This window comes from Polaromonas sp. (genome assembly GCF_030680935.1).
In the GTDB taxonomy this organism is placed as follows: Bacteria; Pseudomonadota; Gammaproteobacteria; order Burkholderiales; family Burkholderiaceae_C; genus Polaromonas.
The window spans coordinates 23,755-46,549 of sequence record NZ_JAUXUP010000074.1 but is presented as its reverse complement, the minus strand read 5'-3'; the positions used below and the strand labels follow the sequence as shown (position 1 = coordinate 46,549).

The 22,795-nt window shown below is 62.8% G+C and carries 21 protein-coding genes; 5 read left to right on the top strand and 16 right to left on the bottom strand.

The genetic code is table 11. The annotated features are described in order from the left end of the window. Genes aroE through ruvC form a run of 5 tightly spaced genes read left to right on the top strand, consistent with a single transcriptional unit; the run spans position 1 to position 3,801 of the window. A complete protein-coding gene (aroE, locus tag Q8L50_RS17670; RefSeq protein ID WP_305349944.1) occupies positions 1-840 on the top strand; it encodes a shikimate dehydrogenase in 840 nt (279 codons plus the stop codon). Beyond that, on the top strand, positions 837-1,598 hold the full coding sequence (locus Q8L50_RS17665) for a transglycosylase domain-containing protein (protein ID WP_305349943.1): 762 nt from the start codon (positions 837-839) through the stop codon (positions 1,596-1,598). The genes aroE and Q8L50_RS17665 overlap by 4 nt, the downstream gene beginning before the upstream one ends. Then, positions 1,595-2,230, top strand: coding sequence for a 1-acyl-sn-glycerol-3-phosphate acyltransferase (locus Q8L50_RS17660; protein WP_305349942.1), 636 nt, complete (start codon positions 1,595-1,597; stop codon positions 2,228-2,230). Before Q8L50_RS17665 ends, Q8L50_RS17660 begins: the two co-directional genes overlap by 4 nt. Continuing rightward, positions 2,230-3,210, top strand: a complete 981-nt coding sequence (locus Q8L50_RS17655; RefSeq protein ID WP_305349941.1) for a phosphatidate cytidylyltransferase — start codon at positions 2,230-2,232, stop codon at positions 3,208-3,210. The genes Q8L50_RS17660 and Q8L50_RS17655 overlap by 1 nt, the downstream gene beginning before the upstream one ends. A gap of 42 nt (positions 3,211-3,252) precedes the next feature. Then, complete coding sequence (gene ruvC / locus Q8L50_RS17650; protein ID WP_305349940.1) at positions 3,253-3,801, top strand: crossover junction endodeoxyribonuclease RuvC; 549 nt, start codon at positions 3,253-3,255, stop codon at positions 3,799-3,801. A gap of 16 nt (positions 3,802-3,817) precedes the next feature. Here the strand turns inward: ruvC and Q8L50_RS17645 are convergent, their stop codons facing one another. From Q8L50_RS17645 to rsmH, 16 genes are all read right to left on the bottom strand, one after another. Continuing rightward, positions 3,818-3,994, bottom strand: coding sequence for a hypothetical protein (locus Q8L50_RS17645; RefSeq protein ID WP_305349939.1), 177 nt, complete (start codon positions 3,992-3,994; stop codon positions 3,818-3,820). Positions 3,995-4,194: 200 nt separating this feature from the next. After that, positions 4,195-5,118: a UDP-3-O-acyl-N-acetylglucosamine deacetylase gene (lpxC, locus tag Q8L50_RS17640; protein ID WP_305349938.1), complete on the bottom strand. Its 924-nt coding sequence runs from the start codon at positions 5,116-5,118 to the stop codon at positions 4,195-4,197. A gap of 563 nt (positions 5,119-5,681) precedes the next feature. Next, positions 5,682-6,914 carry a cell division protein FtsZ gene (gene ftsZ / locus Q8L50_RS17635; RefSeq protein WP_305349937.1) on the bottom strand — a complete coding sequence of 411 codons (1,233 nt, stop codon included), beginning with the start codon at positions 6,912-6,914 and terminating at the stop codon, positions 5,682-5,684. A gap of 143 nt (positions 6,915-7,057) precedes the next feature. Further along, complete coding sequence (ftsA, locus tag Q8L50_RS17630) at positions 7,058-8,287, bottom strand: cell division protein FtsA (protein ID WP_305349936.1); 1,230 nt, start codon at positions 8,285-8,287, stop codon at positions 7,058-7,060. A 4-nt stretch (positions 8,288-8,291) separates the two neighbouring features. Continuing rightward, positions 8,292-9,083 carry a cell division protein FtsQ/DivIB gene (locus Q8L50_RS17625; protein ID WP_305349935.1) on the bottom strand — a complete coding sequence of 264 codons (792 nt, stop codon included), beginning with the start codon at positions 9,081-9,083 and terminating at the stop codon, positions 8,292-8,294. After that, positions 9,080-10,057 (bottom strand): D-alanine--D-alanine ligase, encoded by a 978-nt coding sequence (locus Q8L50_RS17620; RefSeq protein WP_305349934.1) that lies wholly within the window; start codon positions 10,055-10,057, stop codon positions 9,080-9,082. Before Q8L50_RS17620 ends, Q8L50_RS17625 begins: the two co-directional genes overlap by 4 nt. Then, positions 10,054-11,487 (bottom strand): UDP-N-acetylmuramate--L-alanine ligase, encoded by a 1,434-nt coding sequence (gene murC, locus Q8L50_RS17615; RefSeq protein ID WP_305349933.1) that lies wholly within the window; start codon positions 11,485-11,487, stop codon positions 10,054-10,056. The genes Q8L50_RS17620 and murC overlap by 4 nt, the downstream gene beginning before the upstream one ends. Continuing rightward, complete coding sequence (gene murG / locus Q8L50_RS17610; protein WP_305349932.1) at positions 11,484-12,560, bottom strand: undecaprenyldiphospho-muramoylpentapeptide beta-N-acetylglucosaminyltransferase; 1,077 nt, start codon at positions 12,558-12,560, stop codon at positions 11,484-11,486. The genes murC and murG overlap by 4 nt, the downstream gene beginning before the upstream one ends. A gap of 109 nt (positions 12,561-12,669) precedes the next feature. Next, the gene (gene ftsW, locus Q8L50_RS17605) at positions 12,670-13,920 is read right to left on the bottom strand and encodes a putative lipid II flippase FtsW (protein ID WP_305349931.1); all 1,251 of its coding nucleotides are present in this window, start codon (positions 13,918-13,920) and stop codon (positions 12,670-12,672) included. Beyond that, entirely contained in the window at positions 13,917-15,764 is a 1,848-nt protein-coding gene (murD, locus tag Q8L50_RS17600) for a UDP-N-acetylmuramoyl-L-alanine--D-glutamate ligase (protein WP_305349930.1), read from the bottom strand. Before murD ends, ftsW begins: the two co-directional genes overlap by 4 nt. Further along, a complete protein-coding gene (gene mraY, locus Q8L50_RS17595) occupies positions 15,761-16,939 on the bottom strand; it encodes a phospho-N-acetylmuramoyl-pentapeptide-transferase (RefSeq protein ID WP_305349929.1) in 1,179 nt (392 codons plus the stop codon). Before mraY ends, murD begins: the two co-directional genes overlap by 4 nt. Then, a complete protein-coding gene (gene murF / locus Q8L50_RS17590) occupies positions 16,929-18,326 on the bottom strand; it encodes a UDP-N-acetylmuramoyl-tripeptide--D-alanyl-D-alanine ligase (RefSeq protein WP_305349928.1) in 1,398 nt (465 codons plus the stop codon). The genes mraY and murF overlap by 11 nt, the downstream gene beginning before the upstream one ends. Then, positions 18,323-19,819 carry a UDP-N-acetylmuramoyl-L-alanyl-D-glutamate--2,6-diaminopimelate ligase gene (locus tag Q8L50_RS17585; RefSeq protein ID WP_305349927.1) on the bottom strand — a complete coding sequence of 499 codons (1,497 nt, stop codon included), beginning with the start codon at positions 19,817-19,819 and terminating at the stop codon, positions 18,323-18,325. The genes murF and Q8L50_RS17585 overlap by 4 nt, the downstream gene beginning before the upstream one ends. Beyond that, the gene (locus Q8L50_RS17580; protein ID WP_305349926.1) at positions 19,819-21,552 is read right to left on the bottom strand and encodes a penicillin-binding protein 2; all 1,734 of its coding nucleotides are present in this window, start codon (positions 21,550-21,552) and stop codon (positions 19,819-19,821) included. The genes Q8L50_RS17585 and Q8L50_RS17580 overlap by 1 nt, the downstream gene beginning before the upstream one ends. Continuing rightward, positions 21,545-21,835, bottom strand: a complete 291-nt coding sequence (gene ftsL, locus Q8L50_RS17575) for a cell division protein FtsL (protein ID WP_305349925.1) — start codon at positions 21,833-21,835, stop codon at positions 21,545-21,547. The genes Q8L50_RS17580 and ftsL overlap by 8 nt, the downstream gene beginning before the upstream one ends. Further along, positions 21,832-22,791, bottom strand: a complete 960-nt coding sequence (gene rsmH / locus Q8L50_RS17570) for a 16S rRNA (cytosine(1402)-N(4))-methyltransferase RsmH (protein WP_370869832.1) — start codon at positions 22,789-22,791, stop codon at positions 21,832-21,834. The genes ftsL and rsmH overlap by 4 nt, the downstream gene beginning before the upstream one ends. Positions 22,792-22,795 lie beyond the last annotated feature (4 nt).

The window sequence follows — 22,795 nt, the reverse complement described above, 5'->3', positions numbered from 1 at the left end:
ATGGATCACTATGGCGTTCTCGGCAACCCGGTGGCACACAGCCGCTCCCCCGCTATTCACGCGCGTTTTGCCGAACTGACCGGGCAGTCCATGGACTATGGCAGGCTGCTGGTTCCGCTGGACGGTTTCGCGCTCACGCTGCGGCACTGGATGGCGGGCGGCGCCAGCGGCTGCAATGTGACCGTACCTTTCAAATTCGAAGCCTTCCAGCTGTCCAGCACAGCCACCGACCGCGCGCAGCTGGCCCAGGCGGCCAACACCTTGCGCTTCAGCAGTGCCGGAATAGAGGCAGACAACACCGATGGCGTGGGCCTGGTCAACGACATCCAGAACAACGCCGGCGTCAGGCTGGCGGGGTGCGATCTGTTGCTGCTGGGTGCGGGCGGCGCCGCGGCCGGGGTGCTGGGGCCCCTGCTGGCAGCCGGCCCGCGCCGCGTTGTGCTTGCCAACCGTACCCATGCGCGAGCTGCCGAGCTGGTGGCGCGCCACGCCAGACACCCGTCGCTTCGGATATTGCTACAAAAAACAGAGCTGCTTGCGCAAGAGCTGCAAGGGCTGGAGGGTGATTTTGATGTCATTGTGAACGCCACCGCCAGCAGCCTCAGTAGTAGCGCGATCACGCTGGCGCCAGGCCTGATCAAGCCCGGCGCGCTGGCTTACGACATGATGTACGGCCCGGCTGCCCGGGGTTTTATGGACTGGGCCGGCGCGCTGGGGGCCGCGCCGCGCGATGGCCTGGGCATGCTGGTGGAACAGGCGGCAGAGTCCTTTTTGTTCTGGCGCGGGGTACGCCCGCCGTCGGCGCAGGTGCTGCAGGAAATGCGCGGGGCCGGCGCATGAAAGCCGCGCTGCGCTGGATCGTGTTGGCCTTGTTGGCAGGCCTGGCAGTGCAGCTGTATTTTGCGGGCCGCATCGCAATGATGGTGGTGCTCGATCCGCAATCCACCGCCTTCCAGCGCTCGGAAATTTACCGCGTCGCGACTGAAAAAGGCGCACTCCCCTGGCGCCAGCAATGGGTGCCCTACACCGCAATTTCCGACCACCTGAAGAAAGCCGTGATCGCGTCCGAAGACGCCACGTTTGTGGAGCACGAAGGTGTGGACCTGGAAGCGCTTGAAAAAGCGTGGGAGAAAAACACCCAGGCGGAAGAGCGCGCCGAAAAAGCCGCCAGCCGGCTCGGCAGCAAGGCCGCACCGGCGGGCAGCGCAAAGGCAGCGGCCAAACCACCAAAAATTGTGGGTGGCTCCACCATCACGCAGCAACTCGCCAAAAACCTGTTTCTGTCCGGAGAGCGCACACTGATGCGCAAGGGCCAGGAGTTGCTGCTGACACTGCTGCTGGAAGCCCTGCTGAGCAAACAGCGCATTCTGGAGATTTACCTGAACAATGTCGAATGGGGCGAAGGTGTGTTTGGCGCCGAAGCGGCGGCCCAGCACTACTACCGCAAACCCGCCGCCAAACTCAGTGCCTACGAAGCCGCGCGCCTGGCCGTCATGCTGCCGCGCCCCAAGTATTTTGAAACACGCCCGGGCTCGGGCTACCTCGCCTCCCGGGCCGCCACCATTGCAGCCCGCATGAGCGGGGTGGAGGTGCCATGAACAACCCGGAGCTGTCCCGGCTGCTGGCGCGCCTGATGGGCCTTTTTCTGCTGGGCCTGATCCGTGCGCTGACCGGCGCGCAGGCGCGCTGGCAAGGTTGCCCGCCCAAGGCCGAGCAGCGCATTTATTTTGCGAACCACCAAAGCCATGCCGATCTGGTGCTGATGTGGGCAGCGCTGCCCAGCGAATTGCGAAGCATCACGCGGCCGATTGCAGCCAAGGACTACTGGACCAAAACCCCGTTCAAGCAATGGATCACCACCGCAGTTTTTAATGCAATTTACGTGGACCGCGCCAAAACCGGTGATCAGGACCCGCTGGAGCCCCTGATGGATGCGCTGCAAAACGGCGACTCCATCATTTTGTTTCCAGAAGGCACACGCGGCAACCAGGAAGAGCCGCAGGCCTTCAAGTCGGGGCTGTACAACCTCGCCACCAAATTTCCGCAAGTGGTGCTGGTTCCGGCGTGGATCAACAACGTGCAGCGCGTGATGCCCAAGGGCGAAGTGGTCCCCGTGCCGATTTTGTGTTCGGTCACTTTTGGCGCCCCCATTGCGCTGGGTGACAGCGAAGAGCGCAGCGCCTTTCTGGTGCGCGCACGGCAGGCCGTGATGTCGCTAAGGGATACCTGATGAGCAGCTTTCTGCGCAACCTCAGCCCCTCACACCAGGTCGGCCTGCTGTTTGTGATGATCTTCGGCTTGCTGATTGCTGCCAGCATTGCGGCCCTGGTCATGTCCTTGCGCGACGACGGCGACAACGAAGAGCGTACCCAGGACATCCGCGAGCTCAGCAGCCTGCTCAATACCTCCTGGATCATGTGTACCGTGTTCTGGGTGGGCTGGGCACTCGGCGACACCGTGGCCACCCTGCTGTTTGCGCTGGTGGCGTTTTTTGCGCTGCGCGAATTCATCACGCTTTCACCCACGCGCCACGGCGACCACCGCAGCCTCGTGCTGGCGTTTTTTGTGGTGCTGCCTGCGCAGTTCTGGCTGGTGATCACGGAGCATTTTGATCTGGTCACGGTGTTTATCCCGGTGTATGTGTTTCTTGCCATTCCGGTGGTCAGCGCGCTGGCCAACGACCCGCAACGCTTTCTGGAGCGCAATGCCAAATTGCAGTGGGGCATCATGGTCTGTGTTTATGGCATGAGCCATGTGCCGGCCCTGCTGTTGCTGGACTTTCCGCGCTACAGCGGAAAAAACGCCTTTCTGGTCTTCTTCCTGGTGTTCGTGGTGCAGACCGGCATGCTGGTGCAACACCTTGCGGCGCGCCGGTGGCCCCGACCGCCCACAGCGCCCCAGGTCAGCAAGACCTTTCACTGGAGCAGCTGGCTCATCGGCCTGGCGGTCGGCGGCTTTGTAGGCGGTCTGATGTCGGGGCTGACCCCGTTCAAGCCAGCCCAGGCGGTGGCCATGGCCCTGATCGCCTGTGTGGCCGGTTCGCTGGGCCACCTGGTGATGAAAGCCCTCAAGCGCGACCGCGGTATCACCAACTGGGGCAGCGAAGGCAAGTCGGTCACCGGTGCCAGCGGCCTGCTCGACCGGGTCGATGCCCTGTGTTTCGCCGCACCCGTGTTTTTTCACTCGGTTCGGTGGTATTTTGGCCTCTAGCTCAATACCGGCGTGCGCAAGCAGCTACAAAATGGATAGCAGATGAGAATCCTGGGGATTGATCCTGGCTTGCAGATCACCGGTTTTGGTGTGATCGATGTGGACGGGCCGTTGCTCGCCTACGTAGCCAGCGGCACCATCAAGACCACCCACCTCGATACCGGCAACCTGCCGGCGCGCCTGAAGGCGTTGTTCGACGGCATTTGCGAAATCAGCGCCCGCTACAGCCCGGACTGCTCGGCCTGCGAGATTGTGTTTGTCAACGTCAATCCCCAGGCCACACTGATGTTGGGGCAGGCGCGCGGCGCGTGCGTCACGGCATTGGTCAGTTGCAACATCGAGGTGGCTGAATACACGCCGCTACAGATGAAAAAAGCCGTCGCTGGTTACGGCAAAGCCGGCAAACCGGAGGTGCAGGAGATGGTCAAACGCCTCTTGAGGCTGCCCGCTTTGCCGGGCAAGGACGCGGCCGACGCACTGGGACTGGCCATCACCCATGCACACGTGGGTGGATCGGCGGCGATTCTGGCAAGGGCGGCCACACTGGGCCGCAAGTCCACCGCGTCTTTCAAGGACGGGCGGCACCACTGACTAGATGTTCCAGGTCTCAGGCCAGCTGGTCGGCGATCAGGATGGCGAAAAAGATGAAGGCCGCAATCAGGGTGCCCGCAAGAATCCTGAGACCGGCGCGTTTGTAACGCGGGTTCGATGTCAACGCGAACAGCGCGAAGGACACCCCGGCTGCAGCAAGCAACAGGAAAATGACAATGCGAAAAATGGCCATGATGGGTGTCCGTGATCTCTCGTTTCGGGCATCGAGCCCGAAACGCTCGCCGGCCCCTCCGCTGGTCGATCCCCGCTAGCGGGGGTGCGCCAAAGCGTCCGCGTTGCGTAGCAAGCAGCGTCGGCGCACCATGATCGCGCTCGACGGCTTCGCTTCGCCGAGCTTACGCCTCGCGCGATCCTCGCCCCGCGCTCCGTGTCCTACCAAGCCCGCGCCAGCTGCGCAAAACCTTGGGGCGCTTTCTCTTCGTCTTCAAAAGTGACTACCTCATAGGCATCGGAATGTGACAGGAGCTCACGCAGCAGCTTGTTGTTCAGCGCATGGCCAGAGCGAAAGGCGCTGTAGGCCGCCAGCAGCGGTTTGCCGAGCAGGTGCAGGTCGCCCATGGCGTCGAGGATCTTGTGTTTGACGAATTCGTCGTTGTAACGCAGGCCGTCGGTATTGAGCACCTTGTAGTCGTCCATCACGATGGCGTTGTCCAGACCGCCGCCCAGGGCCAGCCCGTTGGCACGCATCATCTCGACATCCTTGGTGAAGCCAAAGGTTCGCGCACGCGCAATGTCCCGGCTGTAGGAGCCGCTGCCCATGTCAAACTCCACGCGCTGGCCGGTCGAATCAACCGCCGGGTGATCAAAGTCAATTTCAAACCCCAGCTTGTACCCGTTGTAGGGCGTCAAGCGCGCCCATTTTTCAGAAGCGCCCTGCCCTTCACGTACCTCCACCGGTTTGAGCACACGGATAAAACGTTTGGGCGCGGCCTGCAGCGCAATGCCCGCCGATTGCAGCAAAAATACAAAAGACGAGGCCGAGCCGTCGAGGATGGGCACCTCTTCCGCCGTGATGTCCACATAAAGGTTGTCAATGCCAAGCCCCGCGCAGGCGGACATCAGGTGTTCAACCGTGTGCACCTTGGCGCCGCCGCTGGAGATGGTCGAAGCCAGACGTGTATCGGTCACCGCCTGTGCAGAAATGGGGATATCTACCGGTTGCGGCAGATCGACCCGCCTGAACACAATTCCCGTATCAGGCGCCGCAGGCCGCAAGGTCAACTCGACCCGCTGGCCGCTGTGCAGGCCGACACCAACCGCCTTGGTCAGGGATTTGAGGGTACGTTGCTGGAGCATGGGGCCATTTTAGTGGGCATGGATGAAGCGTTGGTAAAGCACGGGGAATCAGGTTTGGAAGCAGTCCTTACCTTCAACGTTTGTGGTTCGCCTGCTTGCCGGGGGTTGCCCGGCGGCAACTCACTTTTCTTTTGCGTCGCCAAAAGAAAAGTAAGCAAAAGAAAAGGCGACCCGATGGTCTGGGACCCTTCGCTTCGCTGCGGGCACCCTGCGGTGCTCGGTAAAAGCGGGGTCTCGCTCGAACTCGGCTTCGCCTCAGACAATCGCGAGCCCTGGTCCGCTTTGACCTGCGCTCCTCGGCCCAGCCCGACGGGTGGGGGGCAAAAACAAAATACAAACTTCCGCATACCGAATTCCCATCCAGAGTGCAAGAAGCGCGTTGCGCTTCCTGCGCGGGAATCCCAACAGACCGTCATGTTTGCACGCGAGCGCAGCGCACGCGGCCAAATGAAGTCCCCCTCCATCGCCCAGCGGGGCGAGGGAGGGGCTAGGGGTGGGAGTGGGGAGTTAGGCCTACTGCCCAAAGCGAGCCGGGGACGCAGCGTGACGCCTCAACCACAAACTCAGTCGGCTTGTTTTCGCAGAAACGCCGGAATCTCGAAGTCGTCCATGCCGCCCGATGCCAGCGCATCGACCTTGGCCGCTGCTTGCGTGCGGTTGGTGCGCCAGACGCTGGGGACCGACATGTTGCCGTAATCCGGCTGGGCCGAACCCATGCTGCTGCCGCCCGGATGCGCGCCGCTGACGGTGCCGCTACCGACTGCCATGTTCAGCACCGGCATGTTGTCGGTGCCAGTGCGCAGCACCTGCAGTGGCGGTGCATGGCGGCGCGCCCCCTGGCGGCTCAGGCCGGTAGCCACTACCGTGACACGGATGTCCTCACCCAGGTCATCGTCATAAGCAGTGCCGTAAATCACATGTGCATCCGGCGAAGCATAAGCACGGATGGTGTTCATTGCCAGCTTGGACTCGTTGAGCTTGAGCGAACCCTTGGCCGCGCTGATCAGTACCAACACGCCCTTGGCACCCGACAGGTCGATGCCTTCAAGCAGCGGGCAGGCCACCGCCTGTTCGGCGGCAATACGCGCGCGGTCCGGGCCGTTGGCGCGGGCCGTGCCCATCATGGCCTTGCCGGGCTCGCCCATCACGGTGCGCACGTCTTCGAAGTCAACGTTGACGTGACCGGGCACATTGATGATCTCTGCAATGCCTCCAACGGCATTTTTCAGCACATCGTTGGCATGGGCAAAGGCTTCGTCCTGCGTCACGTCGTCGCCAAGCACTTCGAGCAGCTTTTCGTTGAGCACCACAATCAGCGAATCGACGTTGGCTTCGAGTTCTGCCAGGCCGAGGTCGGCATTGGTCATGCGGCGTCCGCCTTCAAACTCAAAAGGCTTGGTCACCACACCGACCGTGAGAATGCCCATCTCCTTGGCGATACGTGCAATCACCGGAGCGGCGCCGGTGCCGGTACCACCACCCATGCCGGCGGTGATGAATAACATGTGCGCGCCGGCAATCGCCTCGCGGATGTCGTCCACCGCCAGTTCGGCGGCGTCGCGGCCTTTTTCCGGCTTGCTACCCGCCCCCAGCCCGCTGCCGCCGAGCTGGATCTGTTTGTGCGCGCTGCCACGGCCCAATGCCTGCGCATCGGTGTTGGCGCAGATGAACTCCACACCCTGGACGTTGCGCTCAATCATGTGTTCAACAGCGTTGCCGCCACCGCCACCAACACCGATCACCTTGATCTGTGTGCCCTGGTTGAACTCTTCGATTTCAATCATTTCGATGCTCATGTGAGCCTCCTGTCAGTGAATTTGCAGTTGCCTAAAATTTTTGTAAGAACGCCTCAAGAAACAAAAAACTCATGCCGGGGGGTCTGCACCCCCCGAGTGTCTGCAACGTGAAGTCCGCCGGATAAAGTCAATGAAGTTTTTCATCAGAAGTTCCCCACAAACCAGTCCTTGACCCGACCAAAAGCGTTGTGCACGCTGCCTGCCTTCTGCGACACCCGATGGCCGCGCATGCGTGCCAGCCGGGCTTCTTCCAGCAGGCCCATGACGGTGGCGGCACGCGGCTGGGCCACCATGTCGGACAACGCGCTGGAGTAACGTGGAATGCCACGCCTGACCGGTTTGAGAAAAATGTCTTCACCGAGCTCCACCATGCCCGGCATGACGGCGCTGCCCCCGGTGATGACAATGCCGGAGGACAACACTTCCTCGTAGCCGGACTCCCGGATGACCTGCTGCACCAGCGAGAAAATTTCTTCGATACGGGGCTCTATCACGCCGGCCAGCGCCTGCTTGCTCAGCATGCGCGGACCACGGTCGCCCAGCCCCGGTACTTCAACCTGTTGATCAGGGTCCGCCAGCAATTGCTTGGCAAAGCCGCTTTCAACCTTGATGTCTTCGGCGTCCTTGGTCGGTGTGCGAAGCGCCATCGCGATGTCGCTGGTGATCAGGTCGCCTGCAATCGGTATCACCGCCGTGTGGCGAATCGCACCACCGGTGAAAATCGCCACATCGGTGGTGCCGGCACCGATATCGACCAGCGCCACGCCCAGCTCCTGCTCGTCGCGGCTGAGCACCGACAAACTGGAGGCCAGCGGGTTGAGCATCAGCTGGTCGACCTCGAGGCCGCAGCGGCGCACACACTTGATGATGTTCTCGGCCGCGCTTTGTGCGCCGGTAACGATGTGCACCTTGGCCTCCAGCCGGATGCCGCTCATGCCAATCGGCTCGCGCACGTCCTGGCCGTCAATCACAAACTCCTGCGGCTCGACCAGCAGCAGGCGCTGATCGGTGGAGATGTTGATGGCCTTGGCGGTCTCAATGACCCGCGCCACGTCGGCCTGTGTGACTTCCTTGTCTTTCACGGCCACCATACCGCTGGAGTTGATGCCGCGTATGTGGCTGCCGGTGATGCCGGTATAGACGCGCGCGATCTTGCAGTCGGCCATCAGCTCGGCCTCTTTCAGCGCCTGCTGGATGCTCTGCACGGTGGCGTCGATGTTGACCACCACCCCGCGCTTGAGCCCGTTGCTGTACGCGATACCCAGCCCCGCCAGCTTGAGCTCGCCGCCGGGCAGCACCTCGGCCACCACCGCCATGACCTTGCTGGTCCCGATGTCCAGCCCCACCACCAGATCTTTGTATTCCTTGGCCATATCTTTACCTTTTTTCTTTCCTGTCCTCTTTGCCGCCCAAGCCCGTGGTTGTGACGCCCCTCAGCTTCAATGCATAGCCGTTGCTGTAACGCAAATCGGCCGACTCCAGGTTCCGGCCAAATTTGCTGGCTACCTGTGTCAGCGTGGCGACAAATCGCTGCGCGCGGCTGACGATGTCGTCAAGCGAGCCCAGACCGAGCTCGATCACCACCCCGTCTTCCAGCCGGGCGCGCCAGCCGCCACGCGGGGTCAGCTCCAGCTGCTCCAGCCGGCGGTCGATCCTTTCAAACACTGGCGCCAGCAGTCGGTAGCCCTGCACCACCAGTCCGGCTTGTCCCTGCGGACCGTTGAGCAGGGGCAAGTCGTCGGACTCGACGTCGCCCTGGTTGGCCTCGAAAACCTCGCCGTAACTGTTCACCAGGCGGGCGTCACCCTCCTGTCCCCAGAAAGCGATCGCCTGGTGTTCCTGCAACACCACCCGCAGCCGATTGGGGAACTCGCGCTGCACCACGGCCTTGCGCACCCAGGGCACAGCCTCGAACGCGGTTTGCGTCCGGGCCAGATCAACGGTGAAAAAATTGCCACTGAGTTTGGGGACCACGTTGGCGCGCAGCGTGACCGCGTTGTTGTGGCCCAGATCGCCACCCACCCGTATGGCGGTAAGCCGGAAGAGGTTTTGTTGCAGCAACCAGGACACCCCAAGCGTCAGCAACATGCCCACAAACACCAGCGTTAGCACCAGCGAGGTGGTGTTCATGAGCTTGACGTCCAACGGTGTGGGCAGGGCCTGGTTCACGCAGTGCCTCCAGTGGCGGGGCGGTGGTCCAGGCTGGCCGTGCGCAGCAGTTCCACGCACAGGTCTTCATAACTGATGCCGGCGGCACGCGCTGACATCGGCACCAGCGAATGTCCCGTCATGCCCGGCGAGGTATTGATCTCAAGCAGGTAGGGTTTGCGGGTTTTGCCATCAATCATCACATCGACGCGGCCCCAGCCCCTGCAACCGAGCACGCGGTAGGCCTTGAGCACGATCGCCTGAATCGCCTCTTCCTCGCCGGACGGCAGACCGCAGGGCACCACGTACTGGGTGGTGTCGGTGAAGTATTTGTTCTGGTAGTCGTAGTTGCCCTCAGGCGCCACGATGCGAATCACCGGCAGGGCCCGCGCGCCTTCGCCGCTGCCCAGCACCGGGCAGGTCACTTCATCGCCTTCGATGAACTGTTCGCAAAGCACATCGGCATCCAGAGCTGCTGCCTGATCCACCGCGTCTGTCATGCCGGAATAACCGGCCACTTTCACCACACCGATGGACGAGCCTTCGCGCGCGGGCTTGACGATCACCGGCAAACCCAGCTGGTCGGGCACCGCAACGACCTGCTGGCGGTCAAACGCACCGCGGCGCAGCAGGATGTATTTGGGCGTCGGCAAGCCCTCTGCCAGCCAGACGCGCTTGGTCATGACCTTGTCGATGGCGATGCTGGAGGCCATCACGCCAGAGCCAGTGTAGGGAATCCCCATCAGCTCCAGCGCGCCCTGGACCGTGCCGTCTTCGCCAAAACGGCCATGCAGGGCAATGAAGCAACGCTCAAACTTTTCGCGCTTGAGTTCGCCGAGGTCGCGCTCTGCCGGATCAAAAGCGTGCGCATCAACGCCGCGCGAACGCAGCGCCTGCAATACACCCTGGCCCGACATCAACGAAACCTCGCGTTCGGCCGACTGCCCGCCCAGCAGCACCGCCACTTTGCCGAATTGAGAGTCAATCTGGCTCACAGCCCTTTCCCCTTCTGCGCAACACGCTGTGATTTTTGTAGCAGCTCAACCACCTTGCCAGGCACGCCGCCAATCGTGCCAGCCCCCATACACAGGACCACATCGCCGTCCAGTGCGTTGTCGGCAATCGCCTGGGGCATGGCGTCAATGTCATCAACGAACACGGGCTCCACCTTGCCGGCGACACGCAGGGCACGCGCCAGGGACCGGCCATCGGCCGCCACAATCGGCGCCTCGCCCGCAGCGTAAACCTCGGACAGCAACACACTGTCGGCCAGCCCTATCACTTTGACAAAATCTTCAAAACAATCGCGCGTGCGGGTGAAGCGGTGCGGCTGGAAGGCCAGCACCAGGCGCCGTCCCGGATAGGCGCCACGCGCTGCCGCCAGCGTGGCTGCCATCTCCACCGGATGGTGGCCGTAATCGTCAATCACCGTGAAGCTGCCGCCAGACGGGGCCTGCACATCGCCGTAATGCTGAAAGCGGCGCCCGACACCTTTGAACTCCGCCAGCGCTTTTTGAACGGCAGCGTCTGGAATATTGAGTTCCACCGCCACGGCAATCGCCGACAGGGCGTTGAGCACGTTGTGTTCTCCCGGCAGATTGAGCACCACCGGCAGGTCCGGCAGGGTGACGCCGTTGCGCCGCTGCACCGTGAAAAACATCTGGCCGCCGACCGCTTTCACATCCACCGCGCGCACCTGCGCCTCCTCGCCAAAACCGTAGCTGGTGATGGGGCAGGACACCTGCGGCAAGATGTCTCGCACGGCCGCATCGTCGGTGCACAAAATCGCCGTGCCGTAGAAAGGCATGCGGTGCAAAAAGTCGACAAAGGCTTTTTTCAGGTTGCCAAAGTCGTGGCCGTAGGTCTCCATGTGGTCGGCGTCGATGTTGGTGACCACCGCCATCACCGGCAGCAGGTTGAGGAAGGACGCATCCGACTCATCGGCCTCGACCACGATGTAGTCGCCAGACCCCAGCTTGGCATTGGCACCGGCGCTGTTCAGGCGCCCGCCGATGACAAAGGTGGGGTCCAGCCCGCCTTCGGCCAGCACACTGGCAACCAGACTGGTCGTGGTGGTTTTGCCGTGGGTACCCGCGATGGCAATGCCCTGCTTGAGGCGCATCAGCTCAGCCAGCATCAGTGCGCGCGGTACGACGGGGATGCGCTTCTCGCGGGCCGCCAGTACCTCGGGGTTGTCGGCTTTTACCGCAGTTGATGTGACCACGGCATCGACACTGGCCAGGTTGTCGGCTGCGTGGCCCACAAAGGTCTTGATGCCCAGGCCGGCGAGGCGGCGCAGCGTGGCGCTGTCGGACAGGTCCGAGCCGGAGATCACATAACCCAGGTTGTGCAGCACCTCGGCAATGCCCGACATGCCGGAGCCGCCCAGGCCAATGAAGTGAATGTTCTTGATCGCGTGTTTCATGACGCCAGCTCCTCGCAGGCCGCCACCACTTCTGCAGTGGCGTCTAGTTTTTGCATTGTTTTGGCCTGCAGCGCACGTTCCAACAGCGCAGACCGCTCTGTTTTTTGTAGCATTTCGGAAAGGGAATTGGCTGTCAGCTCTGCCTGTGGCATCAGCCAGCCTGCGCCGCCCTGCACCAGAAATGCGGCGTTGCTGGTCTGGTGATCGTCCACCGCTGCTGGAAAAGGAACAAACAGTGCCGCCGCGCCCACCGCCGCGATTTCTGTCACCGTGCTCGCGCCGGCGCGACAGACAATCAGATCGGCCTCGGCAAAAGCACTGGCGGTGTCATCGATGAATGGCGTCAGCTCGGCAGGTACGCCTGCGGCGCGGTAGTTCTCGCGCAGCTCTTCAATCTGTCGGGCGCCACTCTGGTGCAGCACATGGGGGCGCTGCGCCTCGGGGATCAGGGCCAAGGCCTGCGGCACGATGCGGTTCAGCGCCTGCGCGCCCAGGCTGCCGCCGACCACCAGCAATCGCAGGGGGCCGGTGCGGTTCGCAAACCGGGCAGCCGGCTCAGGCTGCTGCGTAAAGGCCGGGCGCAGCGGGTTGCCCACCCACTTTGCATTTTTCAGTACGTCCGGGAAAGCGGTAAATACACGGTCAGCCACACCGGCCAGCACTTTATTGACCATGCCAGCCACTGAGTTCTGCTCATGCAGCACCAGCGGCTTGCCCAGCAGCACACTCATCAGGCCAGCTGGAAACGCGATGTAGCCACCGAGGCCCACGACCACGTCGGGCTTGACGCGGCGTATCACCTGGACGCTCTGCCAGAAGGCCTTGAGCAGGCGCAGGGGCAGAAAGGCCAGCGTGACTGGCCCTTTGCCGCGCACGCCAGAGAAATCAATGGTTTCAAAAGCAAAACCACGCGGCGGCACCAGCTGGCTTTCCATGCTTGGATGATCGGGCGTCCCCTTGCCGCCCAGCCAGTGCACACGCCAGCCCCGCTCACGCAGGGCCTCGGCCACGGCCAGCCCTGGAAAGATGTGGCCGCCCGTGCCGCCGGCCATGATGAGAGCGCATTTGTTCATCCCAGTTGCCTCCGGCACTGCTGCGCAGCCCGCACGATCAGGCGTCGGCAACGCATCCCATTGGCTTTACTGTCGATCCCCATCTCGATGGGGCCCCGCGCCAGGTAGCTCATGGTCGCCCCCCTCTCATGAGCAATCTATTCTCGTAGTCAATTCGAAGAACCACCGCCAGCGAAATCAGGTTCATCAAAATCGCCGACCCGCCGTAACTCATGAGTGGCAAGGTCAGGCCCTTGGTTGGCAAAGCGCCCAGGTTCACACCCATGTTGATGAAGGCCTGAAAACCGATCCAGATGCCAACGCCCTGCGCCACCAGACCGGCAAACAGGCGGTCCAGCGCAATCGACTGGCGGCCGATGTGCATGATGCGGCGTGTCATCCACATGAAGGCGCCAATCACGCAGAGCACGCCCAGAAAGCCGAACTCTTCGCCAATCACCGCCAGCAAGAAATCGGTGTGCGCCTCTGGCAACCAATGGAGTTTTTCGATGCTGCCGCCCAGCCCCACACCGAAAATCTCACCGCGCCCGAAGGCAATCAGTGAGTGTGAAAGCTGGTAGCCCTTGCCGAGGGCGTATTTTTCGCTCCAGGGATCGAGGTAGGCAAAAATCCGCTCGCGCCGCCAGTCGCTGAGCATGACCATCAGGGCGAACGCAATCACCACCACGGTCGCGATCACAAAAAACATGCGGGCGTTGACACCGCCCAGAAACAGGATGCCCATGGCAATCACCGAGATGACCATGAAAGCGCCCATGTCCGGCTCGGCCAGCAGCAGCAAGCCCACAATACCAATGGCCACAGCCATCGGCATGACCGCGCGGAAAAAGCGCTCCTTGACTTCCATCTTGCGCACCATGTAGTCGGCCGCATACAGCAGCACCGCAAACTTGGCGAGTTCAGAAGGCTGGAAGTTCATGAAACCCAGGGAAATCCAGCGGCGCGCACCGTTGACACCTTTGCCAATAAACGGAAACAACACCAGGATCAGCAGCACCAGCGAGGCCACAAACAACCAGGGCGCCAGTTTTTCCCAGGTCGAAACCGGCACCTGGAAGGTCAGCAGGGCGACGGCAAAAGCGACGCCGAGCGACATGGCGTGGCGCAGCAGAAAGTGGGTGTGGGCATAACGCGCAAACTTCGGGTTGTCCGGCATCGCAATCGAGGCGGAATACACCATCACCAGGCCCCACGCCAGCAGGGCGACGGTGACCCAGATCAGCGCCTGGTCCACTCCCGACAGGCGCACAGGAGTCGTGGCCGAACGTGAGGCGCCCTGCCCCCCGAGCCGCACGGGCAGCCCGTCAGCCACCGCACCGGCCCCGGCGAACCAGCCAAAAAGACGCTGGACCATGCTCATGCGATGACCCCCGCGCCATGCGCCAGCAGCTGGACCGCAGCACAAAACACCTGCGCCCGGTGGCCATAGTTGTCGAACATGTCAAAACTTGCGCAGGCTGGTGACATCAGCACCGCATCGCCGGTTTGCGCCTGCGCGGCGGCCAGTACAACCGCCGCCTGCATGGAGTCGGCGTCGAGAAGGTGTACGCCTGTGCCTTGTAGCGCAGCGCGGATTTGTGGCGCATCCCGCCCGATCAGGACCACAGCCCGGGCGTAGGTGCGTACCGGCCCGGCCAGCGGTGAAAAGTCCTGCCCCTTGCCATCCCCACCGGCGATGAGCACCAGCTTGCGCTCGGCGCCCAGGCCGGTCAGCGCAGCCACCGTGGCGCCGACATTGGTGCCCTTGCTGTCGTCGAAGTACTCGACGTCGTTGACCACCGCCACGGGGGTGACGCGGTGCGGCTCGCCCGCGTAGTCACGCAGGCCATGCAACATGGACGCCATGGTGCCGCCCACGGCGCTGGCCAGCGCCAGCGCAGCCAGCGCATTGGTGGCGTTGTGGCGTCCGCGCAGGCGCATGGCCTCTACCGGCATCAGGCGCTGGATGTACAGCACCACCTCTTCGTCCTTGCGACGCTTCACCGTCTCATCAGCTTCGGCAGCACGTACCAGCCAGGCCATGCCATTGACGGTTTCAATACCGAAATCACCAGGGCGCTGCGGCATCCCCAGGCCAAAACTCACGTACTCGCGCCACTGCGGCTTCTGCAGTTTGACCCGCTTGGGTTCCGGCAACATGGCCATCACCGCAGGATCATCGCGATTGAGCACCAGCAGGGCCTTGCTGCCGAAGATACGCGCCTTGGCCGCCCCGTAGGCCTGCATGTCGCCATGCCAGTCCAGATGGTCCTGTGTCAGGTTCAGAACGGTCGCGGCAGTGGGCTCGAAGCCCTGCACACCGTCGAGCTGGAAGCTGGACAGCTCCAGCACCCAGACCTCGGGCAGCGTCCCCGCATCGATGTGCGCGGCCAGCGTGTCGAGCAGGCTGGGGCCGATGTTGCCCGCCACCGCCACGGTCTTGCCTGCATGGGCGACCAACTGACCGGTCAAAGCCGTAGTAGTCGTTTTGCCATTGGTACCGGTGATCGCTACTACCTTCGGCGCATAGCCGCGTTCGGCCTGGAGCTCCCGCAGGGCCGCTGCAAACAGGTCCAGCTCTCCGCCGACCGACAAACCGATGGCCTTGGCCGCCTGCCATACCTGGGCCACCACCTCTGGAGACAGGCCCGGACTGCGGAAAACCGCGCGGACGTCGCGCCCCTCAATCAGCCCAGCCGCCAGGTCACCGGCCCGAAAGTCTGTTTGCGGCAGATCGATCCGCAGCCGGTCCAGTTGGGGAGGGGCCTCGCGGGTATCGGCCACCGTGACACGCGCGCCCTGGCGCACGCACCAGCGCGCCATGGCCAGGCCCGAAGCACCCAGACCCAACACGAGCACGTGTTGTCCCTGCAACGGCGATGACACCGTCACGCCGGCGTCGGCGCCCTCAGGCAGCTCTTCTTCATGGCCACCCTGTGCAGTCGCCTCAGCTGTTGGCGGCCCTTCCAGAGCGGCGACAGGCGCTACAGCCTGCTCGGGCGCGCTCACCTCGGCAAACAGCTGGGCCACAAACGCAGCGGCATCGCGCGCAGCCGTCAGCGATTCGGGCAAAGGCCGGGCACCCGCCTTGCCAGCCACTCCGCGGCCAGTCTGACCATCGTCTGCCGCCGGTGCCGAATCAGGCCCGGGCAAGGGCACCCGCGTCAGCTCTGGGGGAGACTGTGCGGGCAGATCGCCGGGGTTGACGGGTTCTTCAGGAGTCATCGCAGCTTCAGGGTGGACAGGCCGATCAGGCACAGCAGCATGGTGATGATCCAGAAACGAACAACCACCTGCGTTTCCTTCCAGCCGCTTTTCTCAAAATGATGGTGCAGCGGCGCCATCCGGAAAAGACGCCGTCCTTCGCCGTAACGCATGCGGGTGTATTTGAAATAGGCCACCTGCAACATCACCGACATCGCTTCGACCACAAAAATGCCGCCCATGATGGCCAGCACGATTTCCTGGCGCACGATCACCGCAATCGTGCCCAGCGCGGCACCCAGCGCCAGCGCGCCGACGTCACCCATGAAGACCTGCGCCGGATGCGTGTTGAACCACAGGAAGGCAAGACCGGCACCGGCCATGGCCGAGCAGAAAATCAGCAACTCACCGGCGCCCGGGATGTGCGGGAAAAACAGGTACTTCGAATACACCGCGCTGCCCGTCACATAGGCGAACACGCCGAGCGCCGATCCGACCATCACCACCGGCATGATCGCCAGGCCGTCCAGGCCATCGGTCAAATTCACTGCATTGCTGGAGCCCACGATCACCAGGTAAGTCAGCAGTACAAAACCAAACACACCCAGCGGGTAGGAAACTTCCTTGAAGAAAGGCAGCTGCAGTCCGGCCTTGGGCGGCAGATTCACATCAAAACCCGACTGCACCCAGCTGAAAAACAGCTCCAGCACCCGCAGGTTGGAGCTTTCCGAAATGCTGAACACCAGGTACAACGCGGCCAGCAGGCCAATCACCGACTGCCAGAAATATTTTTCGCGTGAGCGCATGCCTTCCGGATCTTTATGCACCACCTTGCGCCAGTCGTCGGCCCAGCCGATGGCACCGAAACCGAGCGTGACAATCAGTACGATCCAGACGAAACGGTTGCTCAGGTCAAACCACAGCAGCGTAGAGATACCGATGGCCAGCAACACCAGCACGCCACCCATGGTGGGTGTGCCGCTTTTGCTCAGATGCGTCTGCATCGCGTACTCTCGGATCGGCTGGCCTATCTTCAGGCTGATCAGGCGGCGGATGACAAAAGGCCCGGCAATCAAGCCGATCAGCAAGGCGGTCATCGCAGCCATCACGGCGCGAAAGGTCAGGTACTGGAACACCCTGAAATAGCCGAACTCGGGCGTCAGGGTTTGCAGCCATTGGGCCAGGCTAAGCAGCATGTGTCTGTTCCTTGCTATGTTCTTGGTCTTGCGCGCTGGCGATCAAAGCCTCCACCACCCGCTCCATCTTCATGAAGCGTGAACCCTTGACCAGCACGCTGCCCAGTCCCGGCAGCGCGGAAAGAGCCGCAGCCTGCAGCGCAGCCATGTCCTCACCGAAAGAACGCGCCTCGCCAAAAACCTGCGCGGCGTACACCGACTGCGGGCCCAGGGTGAACAGCAACTCGATGCCGCGCTCGCGCGCATACAGGCCCATCTCTGTGTGAAAGGCCGGCCCCTGATCGCCAACCTCCCCCATGTCGCCCAGCACCAGCAGGCGTGGCCCCGGCATTTCTGCCAGCACATCGATAGCGGCACGCACCGAGTCCGGGTTGGCGTTGTAGCTGTCGTCGATCAAGGTGATCTTGCGACCGGACGAAAGCAGTTGCAGGGCGCGGGAACGACCTTTGACTGGCGAGAAGTCCGACAGGCCGGATGCAATCGCGCTCAGGGGAACACCTGCAGCCAGTGCGCAGGCAGCCGCTGCCAGCGCATTTTTGACGTTGTGGCGCCCAGCAAGCTGCAATGAAAAACTGAACGTACCCTCCGGGCTGCGGGCCTGAACCTGCCATGCCATGTCGCTCCACTGGAACGAGGCCGTCACATCGGCAGCGCCCTCGGCAGCAAAATTCAGCACAGGGCGTGCCCCGGCGGCGGCCCGCCAGAGCGGCGCATACACATCGTCAGCCGGAAAAACCGCCACACCCGAGGCTGGCAGCGCTTCAATGACGGCACCGTTCTCGCGGGCCACCGCCTCCACTGTGGCCATGAACTCGAGGTGTTCGCGCTGCGCGTTGTTAACCAGCGCCACCGTGGCCTGGGTCATAGCGGCCAGATAGGCAATTTCACCAGGGTGGTTCATGCCCAGCTCCACCACACCGACCTGGTGACTGGCGCGCAGGCGCAGCAAGGTCAGTGGTACGCCGATGTCGTTGTTGAAATTGCCCTGCGTCGCAAAAGCCGCATCCTGCTTCCAGGCGCGCAGGATGGACGCGATCATTTGCGTGACTGTGGTTTTACCGTTGCTGCCTGTCACCGCAATCAGCGGCAGGCTGAAGCGGGCCCGCCAGGCGGCGGCAAGCTGGCCCAGTGCCAGTCTGGAGTCGGCTACCAGCAAGCCGGGAAGATCGGCACTCAGGCCATGCTGCGCCAAGGCGGCTACCGCCCCCTGTTTCCGGGCCTGGGCAAGAAAATCATGCGCGTCAAAACGCTCCCCCTTGAGTGCCACAAACAGGTCGCCAGCCTGCAGGCTGCGGGTGTCGGTGTGCACACGCTCGAATTCCAGCGCCCCATCGCCGATCAGCCCGGCACCCGGCAGGCACAACTGGGCTTGCTGCAGAGTCATCATGCCCCACCTCCCGATGCCGACTGTCCGCCGGCACGCGCAAGCAGCGCCGCCTCAGCCTGTGCCTTGTCGGAAAACGGGCGCTTGATGCCAGCGATATCCTGGTAATTTTCGTGGCCCTTGCCGGCAATCAGCACCACATCAGCAGTGCACGCCTGACGTACCGCCTGGGCAATGGCCAGCGCGCGGTCCGCCTCCACCAGCACCGCTTCATTGCGGCTGAGCCCCTGCAAAATCTGGTCAATGATGGCGTGCGGATCTTCGCCGCGCGGGTTGTCGCTGGTAACGACCACACGGTCCGCGGCTTGCTGCGCCGCGGCTGCCATCAGCGGACGCTTGCTGGCATCACGCTCCCCGCCACACCCAAAAACACACCAGAGTTTTCCGCCACGGCCTGTAGCCAGGGGTCTGAGTGCGGCCAGCACTTTTTCCAGTGCATCCGGTGTGTGGGCATAGTCGATCACCACCCGCGGCTGGCCTGGCTGCGCAATGCTGTCCATGCGCCCGGGTACCGGCAGCAGATCGGCACAGGCCTGGACCCCCTGCTGCAAAGGCAAGCCGAGGGCACGCAAGGCAGCCATCACGCCGAGCAGGTTGGAGACGTTGTATTGCCCCACCAACGCGGTCGAAATCCGGTGGCATTCATCGCCCTCCCATACCTCAAACGACAGGCTGTCCTGGCCATGGGTTATGGCCCTGGCCTGCAGACGTGCGGGCGCCAGGCAGGACACGGTCCACACATCCAGGTCCGAGTCGCGCAGCGAGTCGGCGAGTGCTTCGCCATGCGAATCATCGGTATTGATCACGGCAGCTTGCAAACCGGGCCAGCCGAACAGGCTGGCTTTGGCAGCCCAATACGCCTGCATGTTGTGGTGGTAGTCGAGGTGGTCCTGCGTGAAATTGGTGAATATCGCCACCCGGATCGCAGTGGCGTCCAGCCGGTTTTCGACGATCCCGATCGAGGAGGCTTCCAGCGCACACGCGGCAAAACCTTGATCAACCCAGCGCCTGAGCTGCTGCTGCAGCAGCACCGGATCGGGTGTGGTCAGTCCGTTGAAGACCATGGCCCCAGGCAGGCCCATGCCCAGTGTGCCGACCACGCCACAGGGCTTGCCAAGCTTGCCCAGCACCTGGGCCAGCCACCAGGCGGTCGAGGTCTTGCCATTGGTACCAGTGACGGCCAGCACATCCAGCTGTCGGCTCGGGTGCTCAAAGTAGGCTGCAGCGATAGGCGCGGTGGCGGCTTTCAGGCCGTTGTAAGCTGCCACACGCGCGTCGGAAAATCCGAAAGCTTCGGCGCCAGACTGCTCCACCAGGCAGGCGCGGGCACCTGCGGCCAGCACCTGCGGCACATACTGGCGGGCGTCGGTGGCAGCGCCCGGCCAGGCAATAAAGCCGTCACCGTCACCGACCTTGCGGCTGTCGGCCCAAAGATTGCCACGCACCTGCTGGCGCAGCCAGCGCGCTGCCTGCTCAGGTGTTTGCAGGCGCTCCATCAGAACGACTCCTCCACCGGCCTGGTCACGATCTGTGGCTTGACGGCCATGTCCGGCGGCAAGCCCATCATGCGCAGTGTCTGCTGCACGGTTTCACTGAAAACCGGCGCGGCCACGTCACCGCCAAAATATTTGCCACCAGTGGGCTCGTCGATCATCACGGCGACCACAATGCGCGGCTTCTCCGTCGGCGCAATGCCAACAAAAAATCCCCGGTACTTTTTATCGGCGTAGCCCTTGCCCTCCTGCTTGTGGGCGGTACCGGTTTTGCCACCGACCGAATACCCCATGGTCTGGGCTTTGGGTGCGGTGCCTCCCGGGCCGGTCACCAGGTGCAGCATGTGACGCACGGCCTGGGCATTTTTCTCGCTGATGACACGCACCCCTACGGCGGGCTCTTCGGTTTTCAGCATGCTCACAGGCACCAGTTCGCCGTCCCGCGCAAAAATGCTGTAAGCATGTGCCAGCTGAAACAGGGATGTGGACAGGCCGTAGCCGTAACTCATCGTCGCCTGCTCGATCGGTCGCCACGTCTTGTGGGCGCGCAGCCGGCCACTGACCGCTCCCGGGAAGGGTACTTGCGGTTTGGCGCCAAAACCCACCTGGGTGTACATCTCCCACATCTCGCGTGGCTGCATCTGCATGGCCAGTTTGACCGTGCCCACATTGCTTGATTTCTGGATCACCTGGTTGACCGTCAGCAGGCCTTGGGGATGCGCATCGGAAATAGTCGAACCGCCTATCGTCATGCGGCCCGGCGCCGTCTGAATGAGGCTCTCCGGTTTGGCCAGTCCCTTTTGCAGAGCCAGCGCAATGACCAATGGCTTCACGGTCGAGCCCGGCTCAAAGGTGTCCGTCAGGGCGCGGTTTCTCAATTGCGCGCCACTGAGGTTCTGACGCTTTTCGGGTGAGAAGCTGGGGTAGTTCGCCAAGGCGAGCACCTCACCGCTGATGCTGTCAAGCACCACCACGCTGCCTGCCTTCGCCTTGTGCAGCAGCACCGCATCACGCAACTTCTGATAGGCAAAAAACTGTATCTTGCTGTCGATGGACAACTGCAGGTCCTGACCGTCCACCGGGGGTACCTGCTCACGCACGTCCTCAACCACCCGGCCCAGCCTGTCCTTGATCACGCGGCGCGAGCCGGCACGCCCGCCCAGTTCCTGATTGAACGCCAGCTCCATCCCCTCCTGGCCCCGGTCTTCGACATTGGTGAATCCGACCACATGCGCAGCGGCTTCGCCCTCCGGGTACTGGCGCCGGTACTCCTTGCGCTGGTAAATGCCCTTGAGGCCCATGGCCTGGATTTTCTGGCCGACTGACTCATCGACCTGACGTTTGATCCAGACAAAATTCTTGTCTTCATCGGCGAGTTTTCTGGTCAGCTCAGGCAGCGGCATCTGCAGCAGGCGGGCAAGTTCGGCCAGCTCGGCCTTGCTGGCGTCCACATCTTCCGGAATGGCCCAGATGCTGGGCGCCGGCACGCTGGACGCCAGAATCAGACCGTTGCGGTCCAGGATACGGCCCCGGTTGGCCGGCAACTCCAGCGTGCGCGCAAAGCGCACCTCGCCCTGGCGCTGGAAGAAGTCATTGCCCACCACCTGCACAAATAGAGCGCGGCCGGCGAGCCCGGCAAAGGCCAGGGCAATGCCCGCCACGATCAGCTTGCTGCGCCAGACCGGCGTTCTGCTGGCCAGCAAGGGGCTGGAGGTGTAACGCACACTTCTACTCACGGGTGGCCTCCGCAGGCACGGCCTTGTAGGTGACGTATTGCGTGATCGCCGGTGTGGCGCTGCGCATCTGCAGGCGTTCCCGGGAAATCTGTTCCACCCGCAACGGCGTGGCCTGTGCGCGTCTATCGACCTGAAGGCGCTCCTTGTCGGCTTCCAGCTGCCGGCTCAGCGCCGCTGTCTTTTCAAGCTCTACAAACAGCCGGCGCGATTCGTACTGCGTGTGCACCAGGTACAGCGCACTGAACAAAACGGCCAAAAGCAGCACCAGGTTCAGGCGCGTCATGTTGAAGCCCCCGGATAACGCTGCGTGACCGCCTGGACGGGCACGTCGGTGCGCTCGGCGCTGCGCATGACCGCGCTGCGCGAGCGCGGATTGGCGGCGACTTCATCGGCACCAGGCTTGACACGCTCCAGCGCTTTCAGCCGCATCGGTTTGGGGGCGGCAAAAGGAGCGCGGCGGTCATAGACCTCGCGCGAATGCTCGGCGATGAATTGCTTGACAATGCGGTCTTCCAGCGAATGAAAACTGATCACCACCAGACGGCCTCCCGGTTGCAACACCTTGAGCGAAGCATCTAGCGCCTGTTGAAGCTCTTCAAGCTCGGCGTTGATGAAAATCCGAAAAGCCTGAAATGTGCGCGTTGCAGGGTCCTTGCCCGGCTCGCGGGTTTTGACCGCGCCAGCCACGACTTCGGCCAGTTCAGCGGTGGTTCCAATAAGGCCCCGCTCCTGTCGGCGACGATCAATCGCCTTTGCAATCTGCCCAGCAAACCGTTCTTCGCCATATTCACGAATCACCTCCGCAATGGTCTCCAGCTCTGCATCGGCCAGCCACTCGGCCACACTCTGGCCACGTGTTGTGTCCATGCGCATGTCGAGCGGTCCGTCGCCGCGAAACGAAAATCCGCGCGCCGGGTTGTCGATCTGTGGGGAGCTGATGCCCAGGTCCAGCAAAATTCCCGCCGCGCTTGCCGCTGGCAAGGCAGACAGCTGGCTGAAACCCTCGTGCCGAATGGAAAACCGCGCATCGGCAATGCTGCCTGCTTCGGCGATGGCTTCGAGGTCCTTGTCGAAAGCGGTGAGGTGGCCGGCAGCGGACAGCTGCGACAGGATCAGGCGCGAATGGCCGCCACGCCCGAAGGTCGCGTCGATGTAGTGGCCGTCTGGTTGGATGTGAAGCGCTGCGATGGCTTCGTTCAACAAGACGGTGCGGTGTGTCCATGTGTCCTGCACCGTCATCTTT